Genomic DNA, 26,046 nt, shown 5'->3' on the forward strand with positions numbered 1-26,046 from the left:
ATCAGGAATTTTTTTTGAAAGATGGTAGAATAGTAGGAGATACTTTATACATGATCAAATGAATTCCTAAGGGAGCACAGTACTGTAATGAAAGAAAACACCAAGAGTCCAAAGTTGATTTTTGAAGAGAAAAAAGCAATTAAACTATTTTTGTGTCTATTTTATATCTTTTACCTTTCTTTTGAATTGGTTTATTATTATATTTTTCCTAACATATCCGGTGCTAGTGGTAAACCGACCGAAGGCTTGGGCTTATGGGTGTATGCAATTATCCTTGGTTTAATCCCTATTTCCATTTATTTTTTTAAAAAAGGGAACCCGTATATAATTAAATACTTTTACATTTATAGCTTTTTACTTATTGATTTGGTTCATAATATACTTATGTATTATGGAACAAACAAACCATTTGCGTCAGGGCATGTCGTAGAAGTTTTATTTATTCTTTTTTCGCCAATTTTTGTAAATAGAAGGTACTTTTTCACCGTGTCTCTTGGAATGATATTAAAATATACCATATTTTTTATAGTGTTACAGGATATTCGAATAATTTTCCCTTTGATTCTTTACATTATTCTTTGTGTAATAGCTTTTATTATCTTGATTCGTTTTAATTCCTACATTTCGTCGTTAACTTCCGTTCATATAGAACTTCGCCAAAAAGAGAAGTTAGCAGTAATAGGACAAATGGCTGCTGGTATTGGTCACGAAATACGAAATCCCCTATCATCACTTAAAGGGTTTACTCAGCTGCAACAGGAGAGATACCCAAATACAAATGATTTTTATCCAATTATGATCCAAGAAATCGACCGTATCAATTCTATTGTTAATGATTTGATGTATCTAGGCAAACCAAAAGAAGTCAAATTTGTAACGGCGAATATCGAAGAAATTATTGCTTATACTCTATCGATAACCCAACAACAAGCAGAGAGAAATAAGGTAATGGTTGAAACAACTATTGCAGGACCATTGCCTCCAATAGATTGTGATTCTCACCAGTTGAAGCAAGTTTTTATTAATTTAATAAAAAATGGAATTGAATCAATGCCTGATGGTGGTAGAGTAAAGATAAATGTAGGAGTGTTAGGTGGTAACAAGATGGAAATTTCTATTCGAGATGAGGGATGTGGAATAGATGATGGACTAATTCCTAATTTAGGTGAACCATTCTATACCACTAAAACGGAAGGAACTGGCCTAGGATTAATGGTATCTAACCAAATAATACAAGACCACCAAGGGGAAATTACTTTTAAAAGCATAGTTGGAAATGGCACAATGGTTATTGTAACAATACCGATAGTTCAGGTTTTTGGGGAAAAATAATTCTATATTTATACAAAAATCGTCAATATAATATATATCAAGCCAATAACCAATGAGATATAATGTTAGTTGAATAGTAAAATTGAATGTAATTTGTAAAAACATAGGATTTATTAAGTTGTTTTTGCTAATTTATTTGACCTATATAACAAAAGATAGGTGAATTAAAGGATGCTTGGAGGATAACATGATTCAGCATGAAGAAAAACGAACAGTAAAATGGTTTCTTTTAATATCATATATTATTTTAATAGGTTATGATGTTTTTTACTATTTCATTGCTCCTGGAAATATAGTGGATAGTAAACCTGGTTTCCCTAGCAACTTTTGGTACCTTATTTATATAGTATTATTGATTTTCATTCCAGTTGCACTTTATTTAAGCAAGCTTAAAAAGGCTTTTTTAATAAAATATGTGTTTATAGTCAGCTATTTAAGTATCTCATTACCTGTTGGGATAGTCTCTTATATTGGAAATGGGGAAGCATACACGAGCGGAAATATCGTAGAGGTATTTTTTATATTATCTTTACCAATATTTTTAAATACCAGTTTTTTCTGGTTAGTTAGTATTGGGGTTACTGTGAAATATATTCTTACTGCTATCATATTACATACCAGCTTTCTAATTATGCCAATTATTCTCATGATTATATTATCTGGTATGTCTTTCTTCTTATTAGTTCGTTTTCAAGGCTATGTTAGGGCTGTTAGTACATCATATGATAAGCAATTAGAGGGAATTGTAAAAGGAGTAATTGCGACACTAGAATTGAAAGATCCATATACAAGGGGACATAGTGAGCGTGTTGCAAAATATGCATTAGTTTTAGCAAATGAAGTTGGAAAGTTTACAAAGGAAGAACAAAAATCTTTTTATTATGCATGTTTACTTCATGATATTGGAAAAGTGAATATTCCTGATAACATTTTAATGAAACCTGGAAAACTTACTAATGAGGAATTTGAAATAATAAAGTCCCACCCAGTTGTTGGTGCTGAAGCTGTTAAGAATGTAGAGGGAATAAGTGATAGTATTCATGTTATTCGCTATCATCATGAACGCTGGGATGGAAAAGGGTATCCTGAACAATTAAAAGGAGAAGAAATTCCTTTACTTGCAAGAGTTTCTACAATTGCCGATGCTTTTGATGCCATGACTTCTTCAAGATCCTATCGTGAAGCTATGCCGGTTGAAGAAGCGTATAAACGTATTATTGAGGGGAAGGGTACACAATTTGATCCATCTCTTGTGGAAAATTTTAAAAATATATATCCAGAATGGATCAAATTTCATAAGAATTATCCTTGGACAGAAAAATGGGAATTAAAGAAGGAGATGAAGTCATGAAAATCCGTAAGCTTAAAAAGGTAAAAACAACTTGTTGGTGGTGCCCGTTCATCGGAATAAAAGGTTAAGAATGTGGGATGCTAGCGTAAGCTATGCATCCTTCTTTTATTTTAAAAATTCTAGTTAGAGATGGTGTTTGAATGAGTGTATCACTTAATTCTACTTTGTCTTTGGTGTCTATTGAAATTCGAAAAGATAAGAAACGTTTTATTATAGAAGATCAAGTTTCAGGTGAGTTTTATGAAATGCCTGAGATTTGTATTGATGCAATCCAATTGATTAATCAAGGTGAGCAACTAGGAGAGATTGAGCGGAGGCTAAAGGCTAAATATCCTTATGAAGAGGTAGACCTTATTAATTTTGCTGAACAACTAATTGAATTACATTTGATCGATAGTATTAATGGTGCAAAAATTGATAAGCAAGAAAAGCAAAAAGAAAAATTAGGATTTTTATGGATTTCACCAAAAATCGGGAAATTCTTTTTTAATAAGGTCACCTACCCTATATATTGGGCATTATTTATCTTGAATATCGTCATTTTCATTCTATATCCTTCTTTAATTCCGCATCATGAGGACATATTTGTATTTGAAATAATGGTCGTTAATGTACTATTTTGGATGGTATTTACGTTCTTATTTGTACTAATCCATGAGTTTGGTCATGTTTTGGCAATGAGAGCATTTAATCTTCCAACTAAACTAGAGATTGGCCACCGTATGTTTTTTGTAGTCCTATTAACAGATATGTCATCTGTTTGGAGAATAACAGCTAAAGACCGAAATGTTCCTTTTTTAGCAGGTCTTTGTTTTGATACAGTTCTCCTCTTTATTTCTCTTATGTTACAACTAATAGTACCAAACGACCAATGGTTGCTTAATGGATTAATGAACCTAGCTGTTTTTGATATTGTATTGAGGATGTTGTTCCAATGCTGTATTTATATGAAAACTGATTTATATTTTGTTTTCGAAAATGTATCTGGTTGTTACAACCTAATGGAAAATGCTCAGCAAAACATTAGACAGAGGTTTTCATTCCTAAAATCAAAAGCATCCGAAGAGGTAGTCTTTTCGGGTGAAAAAAAGACTGTTTTCATTTATTCCCTTTTCTTTTTACTAGGGATTATATTAACTGTTGTCCTATATTTTATGTATTATATTCCAGAGGTAATTTATGCAGCTAAAAAGCTGCTACCTGGATTTGTTCAACCGCCAACAAGCTTGCTTTTCTGGGATGCCCTAGTTTTTTCATTTCAAGTTAGTATTTTTATTATCTTGCTTCTATATTCCTGGCGGAAAAAATACCTTCTTAATAAAATGTGACAGAGATTTGTCTAAAATTGAATATCTAAGGGTTTTTTCCTCGTGAGATGGGGGAGTTCCCCTATATTTGTAACACTAACGAATTACTTACAATAAGAGTAAGAAATTCGTTAGTGTTATTTTTTTTGAGGAGGAGCTCCAATGCAGGCAAATACTTCAACAAATAAAAAAGCGGAACGCTCAATCAATGATGCGTTTGCATCTAAGTTTGCAAAATCAATGTTTTTAACCATTTCCGCTATTGTTATTCTTTCTTTTATTGCAACGAGAATGTTCACCCATGTTGATTTAAATCTTTATGGATATATGGTAGGAACGATTGTTTTTATCGGGGGATTTTTCTACCGCTTTATCGCATGGGGCGAAAGACCGCCAACCAAAATCTTTATCAAAAAAGGCTTAAAGCTTTTAAAAAGAAAAAGCACACCTAAAACTGCGGTTAATCATTTAGCTATTTATGACTTCATTAAAAATCGAGGAATTCACCGTTGGATCCAGCATATTCTAATCGGCTGGGGCTGTGTTCTTGCATGTTTAGTTACCTTCCCACTCGTGTTTGGCTGGATGTATTTCACAATGGATGACAACGGCTACTATACAATCGTGTTAATGGGTATGAATTTAATGGAAGTAAAAGCTGATGGTATTATTGCTTGGTTCTCATACAATGCATTAAATATCGCAGCAATCATGGTTACTGCAGGTGTATGCATGGCGTTGCAGCGCCGATTAAAAAACATGCAGGCAAGAGCAGAGCAAAAATTCATCTATGACTTCCTGCCACTTTATTTATTGTTATTTATTTCAATTACGGGACTTTTATTAACCGTTCAAAACGTATTTTTACATGGCTGGATGCAGCCGCAAATGTCATTGATTCACCAATTTTCCGTGATTGTCACACTAATTTATTTACCATTTGGAAAACTTGCTCATATTCCTTTCCGTCCGGTAAGTGTCTTTGCGAGGAATTACCGTGAGCACTATGCTGAACAGGAAGAGAAAAAGTGTAAAGTTTGCGGAGATCATTTCGTTTCAGTTGAACAGTCGAATGATGTCATTCAAGTATTGGGAGTAAATGCGATTGAATTCAATATGGAAGATGGCTTTAATCTTGCTGAATTATGCCTTCCATGCCGTAGAAAATACAGAATATCAAGATTCTCAGGATTCGCAACGCACCAAGTGAAGGTCAAGGAGGCAAATCAGAATGCAAAGGGATAAGTTTTTTAAAGAAATAGAAAATGTCCGTCATCCAAATGAAACTCTTGTAAAAACGCACTGCAGCTATTGCGGTATGCAATGCGGGATGAATTTACGTGTAAATACAAAGACCAATAAAATAATCGGGGTTGAGCCTCGCTATGATTGGCCAGTAACCGTCGGTAAAATGTGTCCAAAAGGAGTTACTGCCTATCAGCAAACGAATCATGATGATCGTATCTTGAAACCTTTGATTCGTGATGATGCTTCCCTAAAAGGAACAAAAGAAGGATTCCGTGAAGCAACATGGGAAGAAGCATATAGCTTAATTGCTAAAAGGTTTGGAGAGCTTCAAAACAAATACGGAAAAGATACTCTATCTGTATTCAGCGGTGTTTCAATGACCAATGAAAAATGTTATTTAACAGGAAAGTTTGCAAGGGTTGCTATGCAAACAAGGTACATTGACTATAATGGTCGTTTCTGTATGTCCAGTGCGGCAGGCGGATTCCTCCGTTCTTTCGGTGTAGACCGTGGATCCACTTTACCATGGACAGATCTTCATGAAACGGATTGTTTGTTTATTGCGGGAAGTAATACTGCTGAATGTCATCCCACTTCAATGTTTAGAGTATGGGCGGTACAGGAAAGAGGAGGCTATTTAATTGTAGCTGACCCTCGTGAAACACCAATTGCAAGAAGAGCGGACGTTCATTTGGATTTAAGACCAGGTACAGACCTTGCCCTTGCAAATGGAATCTTGAATCTATTAATTCAAAATGGCTATGCAAATGAGGAATTTGTTAATAACCATACAAATGGTTTTGAAGAAACAAAAGAATTAGTAAAAGAATTTACACCAGAATATACAAGTGAGCTAACAGGCGTTGCTCCTGAAAAGATTATCCGAGCAGCGGAAATTTACGGGAAAGCACCAAATGCAGTCGTAATGTTTGCCCGTGGTATCGAGCAGCAGCATAAAGGGGTAGATAATGTTTCTGCCTATACGAATATGGCCTTAGTAACAGGGAAAATTGGACGGCCAAAATCTGGTGTTGCAACTTTTACAGGTCAAGGAAATGGTCAGGGCGGCCGTGAGCATGGACAGAAGTCAGATTTACTTCCAGGCTATCGCAAAATTACAAATCCAAAGCATGTTGAAGAGGTTTGCCAGGTTTGGGGAATTACTCCTGAAGAAATGCCGCAGCCAGGTGTTTCGGCTTATGAAATGTTTGAATTAATGGAGCAAAAAACCATTCGGGCTATGTATCTGCTTTGTTCGAATCCTGCTGTATCAGCACCGAATTTGAACTTCGTCCGTAAAGCAATGAAAGGTTTAGATTTCATGGTATGTGCGGACTTCTATCTTTCAGAATCTGCAGAGTTTGCAGATGTCATTCTTCCGACAGTTACATGGTCTGAAGATGAAGGGACAGTAACAAATCTTGAAGGACGTATTATTAAAATTAACAAAGCACAAGAACCACTAGGTGAATCAAAGCCAGATTGGCAGATCCAAGCAGAGCTTGCAGAATATCTAGGAAGAGGAAAGTATTTTTCTCACCTAAAAACAGCAAGGGATGTAGCTGATGAGTTCCGATTAGCATCGAAAGGCGGTTATGCTGATTACTACGGTGCTACATGGGATAAAATTGATAAACAAGACGGGGTTTTCTGGCCATGTAAAGATGAGAATGACAAAGGAACACCACATATGTTCTTAGATAAAAAATTCTATCATCCAGATGGAAAGGCAAAAATTTGCGCACTTCCATATCGTCCTCCAGCAGAAGAGCCATGTGAGGAATATCCACTGCGCTTAACAACAGGACGTGTCGTTTACCACTATTTATCAGGAAACCAGACACGAAGGATTCAATTTTTACGTGATATGTGTCCAGAACCATATGTAGAGGTGCACCCGGAGACTGCAGCAAAATATAACATTGAACATGAAGAATATGTACGTCTTTTTACACGAAGAGGCGAAGCAGAGTATAAAGTAAAAATCACTGAAGCTATTCGAAAAGATACGGTTTTTGTACCTTATCATTTTGGTCACGATAAATCTATTAATCTATTAACAATTGCTGCTCTTGATCCAATATCAAGAATGCCGGAATTTAAAGCTTGTGCAGCGCAGATTGAAAAACTTGAACTAAAGAAGGTGCAGTAAATGAAAAAGAGGTTATATCTTGAACTTGAAAACTGTATAGGCTGTCGCTCGTGTTTGGCTGCCTGCACACAGTGCGGAGGGCATGAGGAGCGTAACCGTAACTACGTATACGATGTTAACCCGCTTGTTAACCGTCAAACTATGCCTCTAATGTGCCTTCACTGTGTGAATCCAGCATGTGCGAGAAGCTGTCCGGCGCAAGCAATCCAAATTCATGAAACAGGAGCCGTTCTTTCGGCACTTGTGGAAAAGTGTATTGGCTGTCAAAACTGTACGATTGCCTGCCCATACGGTATACCAAAGTTTGATACCGAGCAAAATCTAATGTATAAGTGCGATCTTTGTATCGACCGTACAAAAGACGGAATCCCTCCAATGTGTGCAAGTGTATGTCCATCAAATACATTGCAATGGTTAACTGATGAAGAAATAGAAGCAAAGCAAAAGCAATTTAATTTAGATAATGGTAAATGGGTTACAAGTATGCCTTATTTAGAAGGCGAAACAAATGTTAGAGTGAATCTCCCTGGTATCCTTCAGGGTGTCACGAAATTGTTTTAGGAGGGATTAACATGACAGATAAAAATAATAAAATCCCGTTCAATGAAGATAACTATACACATAATATAACCCGCAATAATGAACGAAAACTCGACCGCCGCGGGTTTATGAAAACATTAGTTGGGGCAGCAGGGGTATTCGCTGTTTCTTCCCTTCCATGGGGAGCAGTGGCCGCAAAAGAACTCATTGGATTAGGGGATAAAAAATATCCAAAACAGAAAATCACTGATGTAAAGTCTCTGCCAATAGGTGATGCAGTAGATTTCCATTTCCCTGGTGAGCATGACAGTGCAATCCTTATTAGGCTTTCAGAAGAGAAATATGTGGCCTATCAAAATGCCTGTACCCATCTTCGCTGTCCAGTATTTTGGCAAAAGGACGAAGGTGAAATGCTTTGCCCATGTCATCACGGAAAGTTTGATGTGGAAACAGGCGCACCTACTGCTGGACCGCCAAGACGCCCGCTTCCTGAGATCTTCGTGAAAGTAGAAAACGGCGCTGTTTATGCTGTAGGGGTGAAACGTTATGAAGCGTAGCTACATTCCAGTCGGACTCCTGCTTGCCGTTTTAATGTTGAATATTATTTTCACACAATACATGGTCCATCAATATTTTTATGAAAACTATACCAAAACAATTATGGCAGCAGTCATTAACGTAATTTTATTCCCTGTCGCATTCCTCATTTATAAAAAGGGTGTGAAAGTCAATGATTAGTGAAACTTATATTGATTTTTGTTTTATGAGAGAGCAATCAGGTGAATTTGCAGCAGAAATTGATGAGTTATTAAAAAATACGTTTGGGAAAAAGCGATTAAATTGGTTTCTTGAGGAAAAGACAATAGATGGTGCAGAAATGGTAATTGCTGAAGTGAAAGGAATGAGCGATTGGGGTTCAGAGGAAGAAACTATCCTATTCATAGAGGACCATGCGGATTCAAAGTTTTGGGAGTATCTGCAAGGTTACAAAATGTTCATCTATCCAGTCAAGAAGGGATGTAACAGCTGTGGAACCCATTAATGTTGATGAATTACAGAGATTCGTAGGGGCGACTGTTGAAATCGCTATTTCTGATCAGGAGGGTGGGGATCAAGCCCCTACTGTAAAAAGGGCAATAAAAAAAGTCCAAAACTGTCCTGATCGTACACATGTCCGTTTCTATTTTGATGATATATATTTTTTAGCAGTACCGCATATTAGCAATGTAAATCAATCAGAAGATATGTTTTCAGCTTCTGACCTAGAAAGTGGTTTAACCTATACGTTTAAAAAAGTATAGGTTTTTTTTTATAAAAAAGAGATAAGGGGGGAAGGTAATGGAGCATTTTGAATCAAAGCATCTGATTAACTCTTATATTATTCAATCGCAGGAAGAGGAAATTAAACGAATATCAATGGAACTCCATGAAGGTGTTGGACAAAACCTGTTTAGTATTCTAACTGGACTACAATTCGTTGCATCTGGAATTAGTCAGCCGCATTTAAAAAATCACTTGAATGAAATGACACAGTTGATTGAAAAAACGATGCAAGAAATTAGACTGCTTTCAGTTGAGCTGCACCCGCCTGTCCTTACTACTCTTGGATTACTTCCAGCGGTGAAGAGTTATATTAAGTTATATACGTCTACCTTTGGTATTCTTGTTGATTTAACATCTACTGGGGAAGAACAGCAAATAACAGAGCGAAATAGTATTGCTGTTTTTCGAGTGTGCCAGGAAGCACTTGCAAATATCGCAAAATATGCGGATACATCTAATGTAAAGATGGAGTTTTGCTGGAGTGAAGATGAGTTAAGGATTTCCATTCTAGATTTCGGCAAGGGATTTCAAACAGAAACCATTACAAAGAATCCTTATGCATTTGGAATTGCCTCCATGAAGGAAAGAATGCTTCTAACTGGGAAGGAAAGAATGCTTCTAACTGGCGGACAGTGTGTGATTTCCTCTAAAATAGGAGAAGGAACATCTATTGAATTATCTCTTCCCTTATAGGGAGCAAAGGAGAGTTAAAATTGATCAAAATCCTATTGGTTGATGACCATGCTGTTGTAAGAAGCGGCTTGAAGATGCTATTAAATACGAATCCTGAAATTGAAGTGATTGGAGAAGCATCTGAGGGGAATGAAGGAATTAAAAAAGCGTTGAAGCTTAAACCTAATGTGGTAGTGATGGACTTAAGTATGCCGCATGGGAAGGATGGTTTAACTGCAACTGCTGAATTAAAAAAGCAGCTGCCAGAAACCAATATCTTGATTTTAACGATGCATGATGATGAGGAATATCTATTTAGGGCGGTACAGGCAGGGGCATCAGGTTGTATTTTAAAAAGTGCACCTCATGATGAGCTGATGGCAGCAATCGAATCAGTTGCAAACGGAGATGCATATCTTCATCCAGCAGCAACTAAAAGATTAATGGAAGAATATTTAGGAAGCATTAAGCATGACAGCCATGATACCTATCATCTTTTATCCGAGCGTGAAAAGGAAGTTCTAACGCTTGTAGCTAAAGGTTATGCAAACAAAGAAATAGCGGAACAGTTAATCATAAGTGTAAAAACGGTAGAAACTCATAAGGGGAACTTAATGGAAAAACTGCAAATGAAGACTAGACCTGAACTGGTGGAATATGCGGTTAAAAAGGGGCTATTAGGTTATGGAATATAAGGAGAAGACTAACGAATGACAGAAATAACAGAAAATAATGGGGTAATGGAGGTCTGTAATCAGTTACTGAAGGAGGTGGGCTGTGATTTTGTTGCCCTTGCCCTTCAAAATGAAGTTGGCCCCGATGTTCGATGGCACTATGCTTCAGGAAACGTAAACGATAAATATAAAAGAATTACCGTCCGTTTCGGAAAAGGAATCGCTGGAAAGATCATTTCAAGCGGTAGTCCAATGATGTTGAGTGACTTTCCGAATGATATCTATGGAAAAGTAACCGACCATCCCATTATGCTTGCTGAGAAGCTTATTTCCTGTTATGCGGTACCTTTATTTTTTAATGGCTCTCCCAAAGGTGTATTACTTGTTGGAAAGAGGGTGTCATACACTTTTTCTGAAGATGAGCAGGAACAGGTGAAAGAGTCAGCTGAATCTGTTGAGCAGCTCTTAGGAAGCCAAATCTTAGGAGGAGGGGCTTAAGTCATGGAGACAAATCGTCATCAATCACTAAATGAGCTCACCAGCCTAGAGTTGGAATTAAAAAAGTCAATTCAAGAATTAATGGATATTAAATTCGCTCTTGATGAATCTTCCATTGTAGCAATAACGGATTCTAGAGGAACAATTACATATATAAATGAACAATTTATTCAAATTTCAAAGTATACAAAAGATGAGCTGATGGGGCAGGACCATCGGATATTAAATTCCGGCTACCACTCTGCAGAGTTTTTTAAGGAAATGTGGAGAACGATTGGTGCTGGGGATGTTTGGAAAGGTGAAATCTGTAACCGTGCCAAAGATGGAAGCTATTATTGGGTAGATACTACAATCGTTCCTTTCTTAAATGATAAGGGGAAGCCCTATCAATATTTGGCGATTCGATATGAAATAACAGAACGAAAAAGAGTGGAACAGGAACTTCAAAAAATGATGACAACCATCATTGATGTTCAAGAGGAAGAACGAAAGCGATTATCACGAAATTTACATGATGGCATTGGACAAAATCTATATAGTCATCTAATTACAATAAATCGTTTATTGTCAGAATTAGATCATCCGCTTCTCCATCAAATGCAAAAGGAAGCAACCCAATTAATTGAAGAAATTCGCGATATATCATGGGAATTGCGTCCATCAGTATTGGATGACCTTGGACTTGTTCCTGCGATTCGTTCCTTCCTTTCCCGATTTTCTGAGAACTATCATATTGACGTTTTCTTTGAATGTATGTTAAAACGCCGACTCGATATAAGTATTGAATTAACCATTTACCGGATTATCCAGGAAGCATTAACAAATATTCGAAAATACGCCAATGTGTCCGAGGCGACTGTTACCGTAAGAGATTTTGATAATAGTGTCAGGGTAATGATAGAAGATAAGGGGAAAGGTTTTGAGATAGGGAACCAAAGCCGTGGTGTTGGGCTTTTCAGTATGGATGAAAGAGCGCGGGCAGTTGGCGGAGAACTGACGATTAACTCCTCTCCAGGTAAGGGAACAAAAGTAATTCTAGAAATCCCAAAATAAGCTGAAGATATAAAAAGTAGAACCTGGCATTATGCCAGGTTCTATTTTTTATATCTTAAATGAACTTTTTAATGAAACAATTCGGTTAAAGACGAGTTTATCAACTGTCGTATGCTTTGGATCTACATTGAAATATCCATGTCTAAAGAATTGGAATTTGTCATAAGGTCTGCTTTCACGCATGTTCGGCTCAACAAATCCTTGTAATACCACTAGAGATTCAGGATTTACGTTATCAAGGAAGGTTTTATCTTCCTCTTCTTCTTCAGTTTTATCGAGAATAAGTGGTTCGTATAAACGAAACTCCGCTGGCACGGAATTGGTTGCTTCCACCCAATGAATGGTTCCTTTTACCTTACGGCCAGTAAAGCCAGTCCCACTTTTGGTTAGCGGGTCATAGGTGCAGCGAAGTTCAACAACTTCTCCGTTTACATCCTTGATGACTTCTTCGCATTTAATAAAATAAGCATGTTTAAGGCGTACCTCATTACCAGGGAAGAGGCGGAAATATTTAGCCGGAGGATTTTCCATGAAATCGTCTTTTTCGATGTAAATTTCACGAGAAAATGGAATTTTCCGTAAACCCATTTCTGGAACCTCAGGATTAATCTCGGCATCAAGTAATTCAATTTGCCCTTCTGGATAGTTTGTGATGACAACTTTTAATGGATTTAGAATTCCCATTGTCCGAGGAGCTTTTAATTTTAAGTCTTCTCTAACAAAGTGTTCAAGCATTTGGGAATCTACGGCGCCAGAACCTTTCCCTACACCTGTCTCACGAACAAAATTACGAATCGATTCAGGGGTAAAACCTTTTCGTCTCATTCCAGAGATTGTAGGCATCCTTGGATCATCCCAGCCATCAACAAACCCTTCGTCCACAAGCTGCTTAAGCTTACGCTTGCTCATTACCGTGTTCGTCACGTTTAAGCGGCCAAATTCAATTTGCTGCGGCGTGCTTTCCATTTCGCATTGTTCCACTATCCAGTTATAAAGTGGACGTTGGTCTTCAAACTCAACGGTACAAATGGAATGGGTTACGTCTTCAATTGCATCCTCTAAAGGATGAGCAAAAGCATACATCGGATAGATACACCATTTATCTCCAGTGTTATGGTGAGTTGCATGAGCAATTCGATAAATGACAGGGTCACGTAAATTGATATTTGGAGATTTCATATCAATTTTTGCACGCAGAACCTTTTGACCATTTGTAAATTCTCCGTTTCTCATCCGTTCAAATAAATCAAGATTCTCCTCGACCGAACGATCACGATAAGGGCTCTCTTTACCAGGAGAGGTCAAGGTGCCCCGGTACTCACGAATTTCGTCAGCGGACAGGTCATCCACGTAGGCAAGGCCTTTTTTAATTAACAGCACAGCCCGTTTGTACATTTCTTCAAAATAATCTGAAGCAAAATATAAGTTATCCCATTCAAATCCAAGCCATTTCACGTCTTCTTTAATGGAATTAACATATTCGACATCTTCCTTTAACGGATTGGTGTCATCAAATCGTAAATTGGTTTTTCCGTTAAATTCATCCGCTAATCCAAAATTAATGATGATGGATTTAGCATGACCAATATGTAAATATCCATTGGGCTCTGGAGGGAAACGAGTGATAATTTTATCGTGTTTGCCAGATTCCAAATCCTTAATCATAACATCTTTTATAAAATTAGAACTTAGATTGTCCACTCTATTCAACCTCTTTCTTTCATCTCTATTACTTATAAATAACATAAAATATGATATTTTTCCATTGTACCCAACTATTCATTAGAAAAATAGTGATATTGGTAAAAAGAAAGCAAAAAGGCTACAATATATGCTTATAGAAGGAATGGAAGGGGATTTAATATGATTAATTTAGGTACAGTCGGAACAGGGTGGATTACAGAATCCTTTATAGAGGCAGCAAAATTGAGCGGGAAACTAAATTTAACGGCAGTCTATTCCCGAACAGATGATAAAGCAAAACATCTTGCCCATACATATAACGCAGCATACTATTTTACTGATTTAGAGGAAATGGCAAAAAGTCCTGAAATCCAAGCGGTCTATATTGCTTCACCTAATTCAGTCCACTTTGAACAGGCACTTACTTTTTTAAAAAATAAGAAGCATGTTATTTGTGAAAAGCCGATGTTTTCAAATACAGCTGAATTAGAAAAAGCTTATCAAATTGCTGAGGAAAATGGTGTTTATTTATTTGAAGCTATACGCAATATTCATACACCAAACTTTCGTATTTTAAAAGAAAAGCTTCATATGGCAGGTAATCTAAGAAGTGCTATTCTTCCATATATGAAGTATTCTTCACGCTACGATTTGTTTTTACAAGGGGAGGAACCGAATATCTTCTCAAGTACCTATTCAGGCGGAGCTTTAGTAGATTTAGGTGTGTATCCGCTCTTCTTAGCTATCGGGCTATTTGGAGAGCCGCAAAAGGTCACCTATTATCCAGTTAAACTGCGGAGCGGTATCGATGGCAGCGGTACACTTATTTTAGAATATCAAGACTTTGTCTGTACCATACTTTGTTCAAAGATTTCAGATTCCGTTCTTCACTGTGAGATTCAAGGAGAAAAGGGTACCTTTGTCCTAGAAGATGCCGCTCCAATATCTGAAATAAAATTCCTTGACTGTCATACAAAAGAGAGTGAAATCTTCAGTGTGGCCCAGGAAGAAAAAGATATGGTCTATGAATGCATCAATATCGCTGAAATCATTGAAACCAACAATGACCAAGAATATGAGAAGCTAAAGCATTGGAGTAATAATGTACTGCGTGTAACGGAAGAAGCGCGGAAACAGAATCATATTGTTTTTGGAGTAGAAGGCTAGGTGAATGTAACCCTATACTTCTTACAAACTAATTATGTCTGTTTTAAGTATAGGGTTGTGAACTCTTTATGAAAACGGCATTCTTGATGACTTTTATCACATCCTCGATTTTCCTTCGTTCCTTATATTTAAGGTGAAGAAGATTGGGGGAATCGTAATGAAGTCAATGAACTGGTACAAGAAACAGTTGAAAAGAAAACCGGTTCAAATAACAAGATACGTTGTTCAAGCTGTATTCCTGTTATTTTTACTATATATCGGTGTCCGTTTTTATCAATTTTATATGCATTTTGAAACCCTAGGAGAAACACCTTTTGTTGAAAGACCATCAGCAGTCGAAGGATTCCTGCCAATTAGTGCTTTAATGGCATTGAAGGTATGGCTTGCAACTGGGGACTTTGATGTCATACATCCAGCAGGCCTCGTTTTATTAAGCTTTTTTGTAGGCGGAGCTATTATTTTCAAGAGATCTTTTTGCAGCTGGATTTGTCCGATTGGAACAGCTGGGGAATGGATCAGCAGATTGGGGAAAAAACTTTTCAAAAGAAATTTCGAGGTACCCACTTGGCTCGTTTGGCTGCTAACCCCAATTAAGTATTTATTACTACTTTTCTTCTTAGGTATGGTTATCGTAATGCCGACGTATGGTGCGATTTCCTTCTTAAACGAACCATATAACAAAATATCGGATGTGAAAATGCTGACATTTTTCTTAGATATTAGTGGTTTTGGCCTTGGCTTTCTAACCGTGATGTTTGTCCTGTCTTTATTCTATAAAAATTTCTGGTGCAGATTCCTCTGCCCTTATGGAGCGTTCATCGGACTTGGTTCGATATTTAGAATTTCCAAGATTAGTAGAAATGAAGAAACTTGTACGAACTGTGAAATGTGTACGAAGGTTTGTCCTTCCAGAGTAAAGGTGCATAAGGTCGAAACCGTAAATAACTTAAATTGTACAGCTTGTATGGCCTGTGTAGAGGCATGCCCTGTAAAGGATACCTTGAACATGACAGTAGCAAATAAAAAGGTAAGTAAATGGTTTATTCCGGTTTCATTCTTTGTTGTATTCTTCTTAATAGTTGGCTTTGCAAAAATGACGGGACACTGGGAAACCTTCATCAGTTATGAAGAATGGAAAATATTAATTCCTGAAGCAAAATATATAGACTAAGCAAAAGAGAGTAACCTGATTCGTACAATCAGGTTACTCTTTTTTTAGAGGTAATTTTCTGACTATTTTTAAAAATAGAGTTGAAAAACCCAAAAATGTCCAATATAATAAAAATATGAATTTCCAAATAAACAATCTGATTTCTTATTTGGAAATGTAATGCTTCAAAAATTAATCGATAACAGGAGTGAGTAAAATGGAAACTCGTTATACACATAGTCCAGAAGATATTCGTCATTATTCAACAGAACAATTACGCAAGGAATTTTTAGTAGAAAGTATTTTTGTACCAGGGGAAGTAAGATTGACGTATACCCATAACGACCGAATGATCTTTGGCGGTGTTACACCAACAAATCAGCCTTTAACGATTGAACTCTCTACAGAATTAGGAGTTACCTACTTCTTAGAACGTCGTGAACTTGGTGTAATTAATATCGGTGGACCAGGGTCTATTGTAATCGAAGGCAGAGAAGAACCAATGAAAAAGCAAGATGGATATTACATTGGAAAAGAAACAAAGGATATTCAATTCAAATCAGAAGATCCGTCTAATCCGGCGAAATTCTATACAGTATCTGTACCGGCTCACCATAAATATCCAAATGTAAGAATTAGTATTGATAATATTGAACCAATGGTGACAGGGGATTCATCCACGTTAAATCATCGTTCTATCTATCAATATATTCACCCGAACGTATGTGAAAGCTGCCAGCTTCAAATGGGATATACCATCCTGACTCCAGGTAGTGCTTGGAACACAATGCCAAGTCATACACATGAACGCCGCATGGAAACGTATCTATATTTCGATATGAAAGAAGATACTCGTGTCTTCCATTTTATGGGCAAACCGGATGAAACCAAACATTTAGTTATTGCGAATGAACAGGCTGCCATCTCACCAAGCTGGTCTATTCATACAGGTGTAGGTTCAAGTGACTATACTTTCATTTGGGCAATGTGCGGTGAAAACATTACATATAATGATATGGACATGGTTCCAATGAAGGACTTAAGATAAATCCTTTTGTTCATTGATTGTTTTAATGTACTTCATTAAATAGAATTGGAGGCTTTGAAAATGACGCAGGACTTACAACAATTTTCATTAGATTATTTTAAATTAGATGGAAAAGTCGCGATTGTGACAGGTGGTAATACGGGAATTGGACAAGGCTTTGCGGTTGCGCTGGCAAAAGCAGGTGCGGATCTTTTTATCTCGACTCATGGGAACAATTGGGGAGAAACGAAAGAACTAATTGAAAAAGAAGGACGTCGTGCAGCGTTTTTTCAAGGTGATTTAACAGATAAACAAGTTTCAAAAGATATCGTTGCTAAATGCTTAGAAACATATGGAAGAGTAGATATTTTGGTGAATAACGCAGGGACTATCCGCCGTTCGCCTATACTAGAATATAAGGAAGAAGATTGGGATGCAGTAATGGATATCAACCTTAATGCTGTTTACTCATTGAGCCAAGAAGCTGCAAAGGTAATGGTAGAGCGAGGCAGTGGAAAAATCATTAATGTTGCTTCCATGCTTTCTTTCCAAGGTGGAAAATTTGTACCATCCTACACAGCAAGTAAACACGGTGTCGCTGGATTAACAAAAGCATTTGCAAATGAATTAGCGATAAAAGGCATACAAATTAATGCCATTGCACCTGGTTATGTTGAAACGAAAAATACAGCACCAATTCGTGAGGATGAAGTGCGTCATGCAGAAATTACCTCTCGTATACCTGCTGGACGATGGGCAACTCCAGCTGATTTGCAAAGTGTAGTAGTTTTCCTTGCAAGCAGAGCATCTGATTATATGAATGGGGCCATTATCCCTGTCGATGGCGGCTGGTTAGTTCGCTAGTTTTACATTATAATAAGTTATAAAAATGAAGGGAGGTAGCATAGTGGAGAATGCAAAACAGCCATATGGTACTGTTCTAATAAAGGCTTCCAGTATCCTTGATTTTCTTTCAGCAAAGAAAGAACCACAATCCTTAAATGTGATTGCTAAGGAAACAGGATTAACAAGTTCAACGGCCTTGAAGATATTAGATACCCTTCTTCTAATTGGTTATGTGAAAAAGCATCCAGAAACAAAGAAATTCGAACTTGGAAGTGCCTTAATTAAGTACGCAAACAAGTATCTTGCAGATCTGGACATCTCAAAAATTTCTTATCCATATTTAAAAGAACTGCAAAATTGTTTAGATGAAACGATACACTTGGGTATTTTAGAAGGCGATGAAATCCTAACAGTTAACAAGCTGGAAACAAATAAGCCAATTGTTTGCCTGAATTCTAGAATTGGTCTATCTAAGCCTCTTTACTGCTCCGCAATGGGAAAAGCCGTACTTTCAGAGATGTCGGATAGTGAAAAATTAGGTTACTTGACTCGCGTGGAGCTTAAGCACATAACGGAGAATACCATTACTGATTCGGCAGCATTATTAAAACAGTTAGAGGATGTAAAAAGAAATGGTTTTGCAATAGATGACAGTGAAGGTGAAAAGGATGTTTATTGTCTAGGTGTTTCACTGCGAATGAATAACAAAACATATGGTGCTTTTAGCGTAAGTGTACCATCCTATCGAATTTCACCTGAGGTTAAAGATGAAATTGTTCAAGCCATATTGAAAACAAAGGAAAATATCCAGAGAGAATTAAAGCAAAATTATGTTTTTATATAAATAATAGCGATGAATCTATTTTAATGCGTTTATGCTAAAATAGATTCTTTTTTGTTTGTAATAGCAGAAAGTTGCCATCACGCCCATTTTTACATATATATAATAAAAAAATAAAATGGGGTAGTACGGATGTCTAGAAGAAATACGGAACAGGAAAACTGGATTACTTACCTTCTTTCCTTATCCAGAATGGTTTATCTTTTTCCGGCTTCAGTGAAAGGGATTGGCGGCAGTAAGTGGGGATATATCAATGAGAAGGGTGATTTTATTCTTCCAGCACAATATGAAATGGCTCATGATTTTCAGGAAAATGGTTTAGCGATTGTTCAAGTAAATAATCTAACTGGAATGATCAACAATGACGGTTATTTTATTGTCAAACCAAAATATGATACAATCAGTCCCTTTTCAGAAGGGCGGGCAACTGTCATTGATGACGATGGCTTTAAAGTAATTGATGAAAGCGGGAAGGAAATTACCTCAAAGACATATTCCTTTATTGGTGACTATCAAGATGGCAGGGCATTAGCTGCCAAGACGGATGAACAGGGAGATTATGCATATGGCTATTTGAATAGACGTGGTAATGAGGTTATTCCTTTATCCTATGAATCTGCTAATAACTTTCATGACGGAAAGGCATTAGTAAAGACGAGAGAGGGAAACCATGCTCTCATTGACCTAACAGGTAAGGTAGTTAATTCTTATCCCAATCTCTTTGTCGCCGATTATGGTGAAGGTATGCTGGCATTTCGAGAAAGTAATGATGATAAATGGGGTTACATGGACGAAACAGGAAAGGTCATCATTGAGCAGCAGTTTACAGGAACACAGCCATTTGTCGATGGAAAGGCAATTGTTAATGTAGAAAATAATTATTACGGCCTGATCGATACCCACGGGAAATTTATCATCAAACCACAGTATAATAGTTTGTTAAATCTCGAGGAGCATCGATATGCCCTAGGGAAAGCACCTAATCCAGAGAAGCCATATCTTTTTCAAAAGTATGCTCTTGCTGATTCCAATGGTCAAATCCTTACAGGGTTTATCTATAATGGTATTTCAAATTTTAAGGATGGAATTGCTTCGGCTTTCAACGATGAACTTACATTCTTTATCGATAAGCATGGTAAAAGAATAGAACATCTGCCAAAGGTTGAGGGCAGTGGTACATTAGCATTTGAGAAATCTTTAATTAAGGGGGATATCGATCTCCGAATTCTCTATTTTGATAAAAAAGGCAAGTTAATTTGGAAGCAAAATACTATCATTCCTTTAAACCACGATTATTCTGTTATCGAAAATATATATAAACCAAACAAGGATTATTTAGTTTATTATCCACAGATAAAGGGTGTTGAAAATCAGGAGAGCGTTAATCAGAGATTGAAGGACCTATCTGGAGTGAAACCAACGCCTGCGCATACGCAATTGGAATCAAGCTATGCAGGTGATTTTGATATAGAGTTTTGTAAGAATAACCTAGTAGTCCTTGAGATAAATGGATATGATTATCCTTTTGGTGCGGCACACGGAATGCCTGTTAAAAAATATGCTCATATCGACCTTAAAACGGGCAGGTTCTACCAACTAAAAGACTTATTTAAGCCGGAAGCAGATTATGTAAAGGTCATTAGTCAAATTGTTGGAGAACAAATCAAAAATGATGATCAATATTCCTATGTCTTCCCAGATTCTTATAAAGGAATAAAAGCAGACCAGGCATTCTTTATTAGTGAAGGGGCGTTGAATGTTTATTTTGAGCCTTATGAAATTGCCCCTTATGCTGCAGGCTTTCCAACTTTTACGATTCGGTTTAATGAGATAAGTAGCATCATTAATCATGATGGAGACTTTTGGCTTTCGTTTCATTAATTGACAACATCTTGGCAGCGATATATTTTTAACATAGGCAAAATTAAATGCTGTCAAGGGAGTGGGAAGAATGAAGACGATTGATATTTCCAGAAGGCTTGAAAATGGAATGCCAGTTTGGCCAGGAGATACACCCTTCCAATATGAGGTTTCGTGGTCCAAAGCAGAGAGTGGGTCTGTGAATGTTGGGAGTCTTACTATGAGTACACATACAGGGACGCATGTGGATGCGCCTTTTCATTTTGATGATAATGGAAAAAGAATAATTGAATTGGACCTCGACTTGTATATCGGTCCTGTAAGGGTACTCGATATGACTGGGAAAGAAAGTATAGGAATGAAGGATCTAAAAGATGTAGATTTAGATAGCTTACAAAGAGTGTTGTTTAGAACTTTGGCTTGGGAGAATACTGTTGAGTTTCCAGAAAAGATTCCTTTTTTAGAAGCGGATCTCGGTCCATACTTAGCGGAGAAGGGAATTAGGCTCATCGGGGTGGATGTGCCATCGGTCGATCCGATTGACAGTAAAGATCTGCATGCGCACCATAGCTTAAATGAAAACGGAATTCATATCCTCGAATCCGTTCTTCTGGATCATGTAGAACCAGGTGATTATGAGTTAATTGCCCTGCCCCTGCCATTGGTTGAAGGAGATGGAAGTCCAGTAAGAGCCGTGTTACGGTTACTTTAAAAAAGGCTGTGTTAAAGGTAAATGTTGATTTTAGAACCTGTTGATTTGTGCGGAAGGCGCGAGACTCCTGCAGGAGGACGGGACAGGGGAGACCCCGCAGGCGCTTTAGCGCCGAGGAGGCTTCCCGAACCGCCTGCGGAAAGCGAAGCGCCTCGTGACAGGCAGAGACGGCCTGTCACTGCGGTGATTATTCAAAGAAGCTTTCCTTAGTGGAGCACAAATCAACAGCCTAATTTAACACAGCCTTAAAAAAAGAAGCAGCGGGAATCAATTTCCGCTGCTTCGATCATGAAATGCTTAACATAAATCCCATATAGCCAGTAATGATAAATAATAGACTCATTACTAGGGATAAAGCTTTTGGAGCTTTTTTTATAAATGTTACAATCACTAAAGCTAGAAAAAGTATAGCGATAAGAAAAAGGGTTACAGCAACAATCCCAGGGGAAAAATGGATAGGGAAATTTATATCACCTGGATGGAAAAAGGAAAAAAGCTTGGAAGCACCTTCTGCTCTAACCATCGAACCTAGTTCATGCGGCGGTGAAGCTTGTCCGAGTGCACCAGTAATAGAAAAAACGATTAAAACAATCACGCTCTCAAGCTTTGCCCATGGAAGCGGATTATAAGACGGATCTTTTTGCAGTCTTTTCCGAATCAAAAAGCTATTGATAAAGGCGAAAGCTAGTAATGGCAGAATCGCGATATGTTTAATTAATAATGTCTGCCCATAAGAAATAGCTGTTACGCTGACATAATCGGACAATTCCATGTGAAAAGTCATTAAGGATATACCTGTTATGGTCGTAATAACTAAACATAAAATAGCAACAGGCGAAAACCACTTCAAGAATTGCAGCCAATGATCATGCTTCCGTGAAAACCAACTGACCACCATCAGAATTCCAACCCAAGTTGTAACAGCCAAAAAGTGGGCGGTATGTATGAGGAAACCGGCCATTTTGGATAAAGAAGCTGCGTGGCTGGACCAGCCAAGGGATGCAATTAAGATAAGCATAAATGCTAGACCTGTCAAAGAGAATAAAGGTTTTTGTTCAAGTTTAATGGGAATTAGATAGATGAATAGAATTATCGAAATAAACCCCGTACTAATCCATGTCTTTCCAACCTCGAAATTCGTTAACACTGACTTAAGGGTATAGCCTAAACCTAGATCCTCATATAAATATAGAACAATTTTTAATACCGGTAAAAATGAAAATAGAGCAATTCCTAATGTGGCAGCCAAAAGCACACCTTTTGGAATCCAAATTTCTGGCCGAGCATTTTTGGGTATAAGATTCAAAATAAAGCTTCCGAGTAATAATGAAAAACAACTATAAAGTAATGCCTCACTTACAATGCCTGCAATAATCATCTAGACGTGTTTCCTCCTATAAATCAACCAATAGCTTCCGAAGCCCAAAACGATAATCAATCCAATTATGGCTGGAAGTACATAATTCATCACAGAGGGTTTTTCTGAAATAGTTTTATTTACTTCTGTGGCTTCTTCCTTCATTACCGCTTTAGTATCTGGGGCGGCAGTTTCAATTTCTTTAATCGTTTCACCTTGATCTGGTGGTGTTGTATTTGTTTCCAAGTGGGAATGCGCAAATATTTGTGAACCAAATAAAAAGAACAACAAACATGAGACCAGAGTAATTTTGTTTAACATCGTTTCCAACTCCGATATATTGTTATCTTGCTGTTCTTCATTCTACCACCAATCAGAAGAAGTTATATCAAATTAAAGATAATGTTCACAATACGTTCAAATATTAACATTCCCTAATCCTACTATGGTTATATACTAAAAACATAGTTTAACTTGATATATATCAAGTTTCAAAATACAAAAGGATGTTACACTTGAGATAATCTTACTCAATAGGAGATGAAAAAAAGATGAGCAGCTTCCAAATAGAAAATCAAAGAGCCGTCATAGATATTCGAGAGAGAGTCTTAAAGGGCGAACATCCACGACGGGAAATCATAAATTTTGTAAAATCAGCACCTGTGGGTACATTATTTGAAATTCATCTGCCTCATCGTGGAGAGCCACTGGTTGCGACCTTTCAATCATTAGGGATGAATGCGATTGTAAATGAAATCGAACCAGCACACTTTCGTCTCATGGCAATAAAATTGAATGAAGTTTAACCAAATTCAGAAATCCTTTTTAAATGGTCCAGCTCTAGAATTTGTAACTGCCTTTGACCTTCCATGTGAATAATATTTTTGGACATAAAAGTCAAAAGCTTTCTGCTTACAGATTCTGGGGTTGTTCCAATAAAACTTGCTAAATCCTTCTTCGTAATCGGCAGCGTAAATGCCTCATTTTGGATGTTCATTTTTTCATGGAAGAGTAGAAGAGCCTTTGCCAGCCTTTGTTCCACTTCCATTAAACTAAGATTTCCCATGGATTCATCTGCTTCATAAAGACGGTCGTTCATCGCCACTAAAAAGCGGAACGCCATATCAGAATTACCCTCTATAGTTTTTAAAAAGTCATTTTTTTCTATTGAACAAATCATCGTTTGTTGGACGGTTTCAGCATTTATATAATGTTTTTCATCTCTTAAAAGAGAATATAGGCCAAAAAAATCTCCAGGAAACAGAAGCCGAACAATTTGTTCTTTTCCGTCTGCAGATGTTTTCGTTAATTTAATCAGTCCTTCTTTAACAACAAATAACGTACTAGAGCGTTCGCCTTCTCTAAAAATATATTCTCCTTTATGTGCCATTCGGCTGCGGGTTACCTTCCGTAATTGCTGAATATCCTCCTCATTCAGCCCTTTAAAAACAGGAACAGTAATGAGACAGGTCGATTCATGAGAGCAATGTTCACAACACACGATATAACCACTCCCTTAAAATATTCGTTACTTTATAGTTTATCTTTCTTTATTAGGTTTTGTAGTGATTCATATCAACTCTTGATGTGAATCAATGTTTCTTTTCCATACTTCTTATATGATTAAGAAAAACAAGAGGTGAATAAGAATGAATGCAGCTTGTTTAATCGTATATGCGAGTATGACTGGTAACACTGAGGAAATAGCGTACACAATAGCTGAAGGAATTCAACTGTCAGGTAGCGATGTTGATATTAAGGATATATTAGAGGTAGATGTGAATGAACTGCAAAACTACGGTGGCATCCTGCTGGGTGCCTACACTTGGGGTGACGGTGAACTTCCTGATGAGTTTATAGATTTCTATGAAGAGATGGATGGCTTAAATCTACAAGATAAAATTGCAGCAGCCTTTGGGTCCTGTGATTTTTCATATGAGCATGTAGGACGCGCGGTTGATATTCTATCAGAAAAACTAGAGACTCTAGGTGCAAAGGTCGTTAGCAGTGGATTAAAAATTGAGCAAACCCCTACTAGTGCGGACAAAGAAAATTGTATTAACTTTGGCAAATCTTTTGGAGCCGTCATGATAGAAAGGAGAGATTCAAATGAGTATCATTCAGTTGTCTCTTAATGATATTGCTTGCTCTGGGTGTATTGGGAAAATCAAGAGGAAAATGAAAAGGTATAACGGGATAGAGAAGGTAAAGATTTTAGCAGGCAGTGGTAAAATTGAAATTAACTATAATGAAGCGATTATTGAATCTGAGGAAATAAATTCCACCATTCATAAATTGGCGATAAGAACATTTGATTAATATAATAATCCTCTCTGTTAAATAATAAACAAAAACAGGGGGATTTTTTTTGGAGCAAAATCAGGACAGTAAGTTTGAAGGAGCATTTCTACCGATGACCTCCATAGGCAGCGGGATGGGTATTGCCGTTTTGCCTGATGTGTTTTGTTATACAAATCAAATCGTTAATCTAGCTTTAGTGGGTAATGAGGATGAATTTGTACTTATCGATGCAGGTATGCCTAAGAGTGCCGATGAAATTAGTGAAATGATTGCAGAACACTTCGGAGAACAGGCACGACCGAATGCTATCATTTTGACTCATGGTCATTTTGATCATGTTGGTTCGCTGGTAGAACTTCTAGAAAAGTGGCGAATTCCTGTTTATGCACATGAGTTGGAGATTCCTTATTTAACTGGGAAAAAGGATTACCCGCCAGGGGACCCAAGTGTTGACGCAGGAATGGTGGCTAAATTGTCCCCAATGTTTCCGAATCATGGAATTGATATTGGGGAACAGGTAAAGGCTTTTCCACAAGATGGTTCAATCCCTCATATGCGTGGTTGGAAATGGATTCATACCCCGGGGCATACGCCTGGTCATGTTTCATTCTTTCGGAAAGAGGATCGAGCACTAATCGCCGGAGATGCCTTTGTCACAGTGAAACAAGAATCACTTTATAAGGTATTAACGCAAACGCAGGAAATAAGCGGGCCGCCTCGATATTACACAACGGATTGGGAGGCCGCTTATGCCTCCGTTAAAAAATTAGAGGCTCTCAAGCCAGAAATAGCTGTAACCGGACATGGAATTCCAATGAATGGTGAAGAGTTAAGAGAGAACCTAAGCTATTTAACAGCCAATTTCAGAGAAATTGCTATGCCGAAAAATAGCCGATATACGAACTGAAGAACAACCCATTCCCAGCGTAGGAATGGGTTTTTTATGGACACA

29 protein-coding genes are annotated in these 26,046 nt (G+C 37.3%); 25 read left to right on the forward strand and 4 right to left on the reverse strand.

The features are described 5' to 3' along the window. Window positions 1-87 precede the first annotated feature (87 nt). The 14 genes from ACY3XC_RS19910 to ACY3XC_RS19975 all read left to right on the forward strand — a co-directional run bounded on the left by ACY3XC_RS19910 (window position 88) and on the right by ACY3XC_RS19975 (window position 12,150). A complete protein-coding gene (locus tag ACY3XC_RS19910; protein WP_464870074.1) occupies window positions 88-1,332 on the forward strand; it encodes an ATP-binding protein in 1,245 nt (414 codons plus the stop codon). A 187-nt stretch (window positions 1,333-1,519) separates the two neighbouring features. Then, window positions 1,520-2,683, forward strand: coding sequence for an HD-GYP domain-containing protein (locus tag ACY3XC_RS19915; RefSeq protein WP_464870075.1), 1,164 nt, complete (start codon window positions 1,520-1,522; stop codon window positions 2,681-2,683). 140 nt (window positions 2,684-2,823) lie between these two features. Then, window positions 2,824-4,011, forward strand: coding sequence for a hypothetical protein (locus ACY3XC_RS19920; RefSeq protein ID WP_464870076.1), 1,188 nt, complete (start codon window positions 2,824-2,826; stop codon window positions 4,009-4,011). Between the two features lie 141 nt (window positions 4,012-4,152). Beyond that, a complete protein-coding gene (locus ACY3XC_RS19925; RefSeq protein ID WP_464870077.1) occupies window positions 4,153-5,235 on the forward strand; it encodes a hypothetical protein in 1,083 nt (360 codons plus the stop codon). After that, window positions 5,222-7,390: a molybdopterin oxidoreductase family protein gene (locus tag ACY3XC_RS19930; RefSeq protein ID WP_464870078.1), complete on the forward strand. Its 2,169-nt coding sequence runs from the start codon at window positions 5,222-5,224 to the stop codon at window positions 7,388-7,390. The genes ACY3XC_RS19925 and ACY3XC_RS19930 overlap by 14 nt, the downstream gene beginning before the upstream one ends. Next, the gene (locus tag ACY3XC_RS19935; RefSeq protein WP_063253156.1) at window positions 7,391-7,951 is read left to right on the forward strand and encodes a 4Fe-4S dicluster domain-containing protein; all 561 of its coding nucleotides are present in this window, start codon (window positions 7,391-7,393) and stop codon (window positions 7,949-7,951) included. It abuts the gene before it with no gap. 11 nt (window positions 7,952-7,962) lie between these two features. Continuing rightward, on the forward strand, window positions 7,963-8,487 hold the full coding sequence (locus tag ACY3XC_RS19940; RefSeq protein ID WP_464870079.1) for a QcrA and Rieske domain-containing protein: 525 nt from the start codon (window positions 7,963-7,965) through the stop codon (window positions 8,485-8,487). Beyond that, entirely contained in the window at window positions 8,477-8,668 is a 192-nt protein-coding gene (locus ACY3XC_RS19945) for a hypothetical protein (RefSeq protein ID WP_464870080.1), read from the forward strand. The genes ACY3XC_RS19940 and ACY3XC_RS19945 overlap by 11 nt, the downstream gene beginning before the upstream one ends. Beyond that, complete coding sequence (locus tag ACY3XC_RS19950) at window positions 8,661-8,972, forward strand: hypothetical protein (protein ID WP_464870081.1); 312 nt, start codon at window positions 8,661-8,663, stop codon at window positions 8,970-8,972. Before ACY3XC_RS19945 ends, ACY3XC_RS19950 begins: the two co-directional genes overlap by 8 nt. After that, on the forward strand, window positions 8,959-9,231 hold the full coding sequence (locus tag ACY3XC_RS19955; RefSeq protein ID WP_464870082.1) for a hypothetical protein: 273 nt from the start codon (window positions 8,959-8,961) through the stop codon (window positions 9,229-9,231). The genes ACY3XC_RS19950 and ACY3XC_RS19955 overlap by 14 nt, the downstream gene beginning before the upstream one ends. Before the next feature lie 37 nt (window positions 9,232-9,268). Continuing rightward, entirely contained in the window at window positions 9,269-9,946 is a 678-nt protein-coding gene (locus ACY3XC_RS19960) for a sensor histidine kinase (RefSeq protein ID WP_464870083.1), read from the forward strand. Between the two features lie 20 nt (window positions 9,947-9,966). Beyond that, window positions 9,967-10,620: a response regulator gene (locus tag ACY3XC_RS19965; protein WP_464870084.1), complete on the forward strand. Its 654-nt coding sequence runs from the start codon at window positions 9,967-9,969 to the stop codon at window positions 10,618-10,620. A 15-nt stretch (window positions 10,621-10,635) separates the two neighbouring features. After that, complete coding sequence (locus ACY3XC_RS19970; RefSeq protein ID WP_179157702.1) at window positions 10,636-11,097, forward strand: GAF domain-containing protein; 462 nt, start codon at window positions 10,636-10,638, stop codon at window positions 11,095-11,097. 3 nt (window positions 11,098-11,100) lie between these two features. Further along, window positions 11,101-12,150, forward strand: coding sequence for a PAS domain-containing sensor histidine kinase (locus tag ACY3XC_RS19975; protein WP_464870085.1), 1,050 nt, complete (start codon window positions 11,101-11,103; stop codon window positions 12,148-12,150). 48 nt (window positions 12,151-12,198) lie between these two features. Here ACY3XC_RS19975 and ACY3XC_RS19980 read toward each other — a convergent pair whose 3' ends face one another. Further along, entirely contained in the window at window positions 12,199-13,896 is a 1,698-nt protein-coding gene (locus ACY3XC_RS19980) for a glutamine--tRNA ligase/YqeY domain fusion protein (protein WP_464870086.1), read from the reverse strand. 120 nt (window positions 13,897-14,016) lie between these two features. Between ACY3XC_RS19980 and ACY3XC_RS19985 the strand changes: the two genes are divergently transcribed. The 7 genes from ACY3XC_RS19985 to kynB all read left to right on the forward strand — a co-directional run bounded on the left by ACY3XC_RS19985 (window position 14,017) and on the right by kynB (window position 21,436). Then, complete coding sequence (locus ACY3XC_RS19985) at window positions 14,017-15,000, forward strand: Gfo/Idh/MocA family protein (protein WP_464870237.1); 984 nt, start codon at window positions 14,017-14,019, stop codon at window positions 14,998-15,000. 157 nt (window positions 15,001-15,157) lie between these two features. Then, the gene (locus ACY3XC_RS19990) at window positions 15,158-16,171 is read left to right on the forward strand and encodes a 4Fe-4S binding protein (protein WP_464870087.1); all 1,014 of its coding nucleotides are present in this window, start codon (window positions 15,158-15,160) and stop codon (window positions 16,169-16,171) included. A gap of 196 nt (window positions 16,172-16,367) precedes the next feature. After that, the gene (gene kduI, locus ACY3XC_RS19995) at window positions 16,368-17,198 is read left to right on the forward strand and encodes a 5-dehydro-4-deoxy-D-glucuronate isomerase (protein WP_464870088.1); all 831 of its coding nucleotides are present in this window, start codon (window positions 16,368-16,370) and stop codon (window positions 17,196-17,198) included. A gap of 60 nt (window positions 17,199-17,258) precedes the next feature. Continuing rightward, on the forward strand, window positions 17,259-18,041 hold the full coding sequence (gene kduD / locus ACY3XC_RS20000) for a 2-dehydro-3-deoxy-D-gluconate 5-dehydrogenase KduD (RefSeq protein WP_464870089.1): 783 nt from the start codon (window positions 17,259-17,261) through the stop codon (window positions 18,039-18,041). A gap of 43 nt (window positions 18,042-18,084) precedes the next feature. Continuing rightward, window positions 18,085-18,867: an IclR family transcriptional regulator gene (locus ACY3XC_RS20005; RefSeq protein ID WP_464870090.1), complete on the forward strand. Its 783-nt coding sequence runs from the start codon at window positions 18,085-18,087 to the stop codon at window positions 18,865-18,867. 129 nt (window positions 18,868-18,996) lie between these two features. After that, window positions 18,997-20,745: a WG repeat-containing protein gene (locus tag ACY3XC_RS20010; RefSeq protein ID WP_464870091.1), complete on the forward strand. Its 1,749-nt coding sequence runs from the start codon at window positions 18,997-18,999 to the stop codon at window positions 20,743-20,745. Between the two features lie 70 nt (window positions 20,746-20,815). Further along, complete coding sequence (gene kynB / locus ACY3XC_RS20015; RefSeq protein ID WP_464870092.1) at window positions 20,816-21,436, forward strand: arylformamidase; 621 nt, start codon at window positions 20,816-20,818, stop codon at window positions 21,434-21,436. A 286-nt stretch (window positions 21,437-21,722) separates the two neighbouring features. Here the strand turns inward: kynB and ACY3XC_RS20020 are convergent, their stop codons facing one another. Further along, window positions 21,723-22,814, reverse strand: coding sequence for a copper resistance D family protein (locus tag ACY3XC_RS20020; RefSeq protein ID WP_464870093.1), 1,092 nt, complete (start codon window positions 22,812-22,814; stop codon window positions 21,723-21,725). Then, window positions 22,815-23,114, reverse strand: a complete 300-nt coding sequence (locus ACY3XC_RS20025) for a hypothetical protein (RefSeq protein WP_464870094.1) — start codon at window positions 23,112-23,114, stop codon at window positions 22,815-22,817. A 230-nt stretch (window positions 23,115-23,344) separates the two neighbouring features. Between ACY3XC_RS20025 and ACY3XC_RS20030 the strand changes: the two genes are divergently transcribed. Beyond that, window positions 23,345-23,599, forward strand: coding sequence for an amino acid decarboxylase (locus ACY3XC_RS20030; protein ID WP_464870095.1), 255 nt, complete (start codon window positions 23,345-23,347; stop codon window positions 23,597-23,599). On the opposite strand, the gene ACY3XC_RS20035 is transcribed toward ACY3XC_RS20030, so the two are convergent. Next, on the reverse strand, window positions 23,596-24,294 hold the full coding sequence (locus ACY3XC_RS20035) for a Crp/Fnr family transcriptional regulator (RefSeq protein WP_464870096.1): 699 nt from the start codon (window positions 24,292-24,294) through the stop codon (window positions 23,596-23,598). The genes ACY3XC_RS20030 and ACY3XC_RS20035 overlap by 4 nt on opposite strands. A 148-nt stretch (window positions 24,295-24,442) precedes the next feature. Here ACY3XC_RS20035 and ACY3XC_RS20040 point away from each other — a divergent pair, with 148 nt between their 5' ends. From ACY3XC_RS20040 to ACY3XC_RS20050, 3 genes are read left to right on the forward strand one after another with little or no spacing between them, the layout of a single operon-like run. Beyond that, complete coding sequence (locus ACY3XC_RS20040) at window positions 24,443-24,928, forward strand: flavodoxin (RefSeq protein WP_464870097.1); 486 nt, start codon at window positions 24,443-24,445, stop codon at window positions 24,926-24,928. Continuing rightward, on the forward strand, window positions 24,903-25,112 hold the full coding sequence (locus ACY3XC_RS20045) for a heavy-metal-associated domain-containing protein (RefSeq protein WP_464870098.1): 210 nt from the start codon (window positions 24,903-24,905) through the stop codon (window positions 25,110-25,112). Before ACY3XC_RS20040 ends, ACY3XC_RS20045 begins: the two co-directional genes overlap by 26 nt. Before the next feature lie 49 nt (window positions 25,113-25,161). Beyond that, a complete protein-coding gene (locus ACY3XC_RS20050; protein WP_464870099.1) occupies window positions 25,162-26,001 on the forward strand; it encodes an MBL fold metallo-hydrolase in 840 nt (279 codons plus the stop codon). Window positions 26,002-26,046 lie beyond the last annotated feature (45 nt).

The sequence above is a fragment of the Bacillus sp. CZDM1 genome, from assembly GCF_055502545.1.

Excerpts from the sequence above, each read along its gene's own strand:
- kynB (WP_464870092.1), top strand. The coding sequence starts at position 20,816 with ATGAAGACGATTGATATTTCCAGAAGGCTTGAAAATGGAATGCCAGTT.
- ACY3XC_RS19925 (WP_464870077.1), top strand. The coding sequence starts at position 4,153 with ATGCAGGCAAATACTTCAACAAATAAAAAAGCGGAACGCTCAATCAAT.
- ACY3XC_RS20020 (WP_464870093.1), bottom strand. The coding sequence starts at position 22,814 with ATGATTATTGCAGGCATTGTAAGTGAGGCATTACTTTATAGTTGTTTT.
- ACY3XC_RS19945 (WP_464870080.1), top strand. The coding sequence starts at position 8,477 with ATGAAGCGTAGCTACATTCCAGTCGGACTCCTGCTTGCCGTTTTAATG.
- ACY3XC_RS19920 (WP_464870076.1), top strand. The coding sequence starts at position 2,824 with ATGAGTGTATCACTTAATTCTACTTTGTCTTTGGTGTCTATTGAAATT.
- ACY3XC_RS19935 (WP_063253156.1), top strand. The coding sequence starts at position 7,391 with ATGAAAAAGAGGTTATATCTTGAACTTGAAAACTGTATAGGCTGTCGC.
- ACY3XC_RS19975 (WP_464870085.1), top strand. The coding sequence starts at position 11,101 with ATGGAGACAAATCGTCATCAATCACTAAATGAGCTCACCAGCCTAGAG.
- ACY3XC_RS20030 (WP_464870095.1), top strand. The coding sequence starts at position 23,345 with ATGAGCAGCTTCCAAATAGAAAATCAAAGAGCCGTCATAGATATTCGA.
- ACY3XC_RS19990 (WP_464870087.1), top strand. The coding sequence starts at position 15,158 with ATGAAGTCAATGAACTGGTACAAGAAACAGTTGAAAAGAAAACCGGTT.
- ACY3XC_RS20010 (WP_464870091.1), top strand. The coding sequence starts at position 18,997 with ATGTCTAGAAGAAATACGGAACAGGAAAACTGGATTACTTACCTTCTT.
- ACY3XC_RS20045 (WP_464870098.1), top strand. The coding sequence starts at position 24,903 with ATGAGTATCATTCAGTTGTCTCTTAATGATATTGCTTGCTCTGGGTGT.
- ACY3XC_RS19940 (WP_464870079.1), top strand. The coding sequence starts at position 7,963 with ATGACAGATAAAAATAATAAAATCCCGTTCAATGAAGATAACTATACA.
- kduD (WP_464870089.1), top strand. The coding sequence starts at position 17,259 with ATGACGCAGGACTTACAACAATTTTCATTAGATTATTTTAAATTAGAT.
- ACY3XC_RS20040 (WP_464870097.1), top strand. The coding sequence starts at position 24,443 with ATGAATGCAGCTTGTTTAATCGTATATGCGAGTATGACTGGTAACACT.
- kduI (WP_464870088.1), top strand. The coding sequence starts at position 16,368 with ATGGAAACTCGTTATACACATAGTCCAGAAGATATTCGTCATTATTCA.
- ACY3XC_RS19980 (WP_464870086.1), bottom strand. The coding sequence starts at position 13,896 with ATGTTATTTATAAGTAATAGAGATGAAAGAAAGAGGTTGAATAGAGTG.
- ACY3XC_RS19910 (WP_464870074.1), top strand. The coding sequence starts at position 88 with ATGAAAGAAAACACCAAGAGTCCAAAGTTGATTTTTGAAGAGAAAAAA.
- ACY3XC_RS19960 (WP_464870083.1), top strand. The coding sequence starts at position 9,269 with ATGGAGCATTTTGAATCAAAGCATCTGATTAACTCTTATATTATTCAA.
- ACY3XC_RS19915 (WP_464870075.1), top strand. The coding sequence starts at position 1,520 with ATGATTCAGCATGAAGAAAAACGAACAGTAAAATGGTTTCTTTTAATA.
- ACY3XC_RS19930 (WP_464870078.1), top strand. The coding sequence starts at position 5,222 with ATGCAAAGGGATAAGTTTTTTAAAGAAATAGAAAATGTCCGTCATCCA.
- ACY3XC_RS19950 (WP_464870081.1), top strand. The coding sequence starts at position 8,661 with ATGATTAGTGAAACTTATATTGATTTTTGTTTTATGAGAGAGCAATCA.
- ACY3XC_RS20025 (WP_464870094.1), bottom strand. The coding sequence starts at position 23,114 with ATGTTAAACAAAATTACTCTGGTCTCATGTTTGTTGTTCTTTTTATTT.
- ACY3XC_RS19970 (WP_179157702.1), top strand. The coding sequence starts at position 10,636 with ATGACAGAAATAACAGAAAATAATGGGGTAATGGAGGTCTGTAATCAG.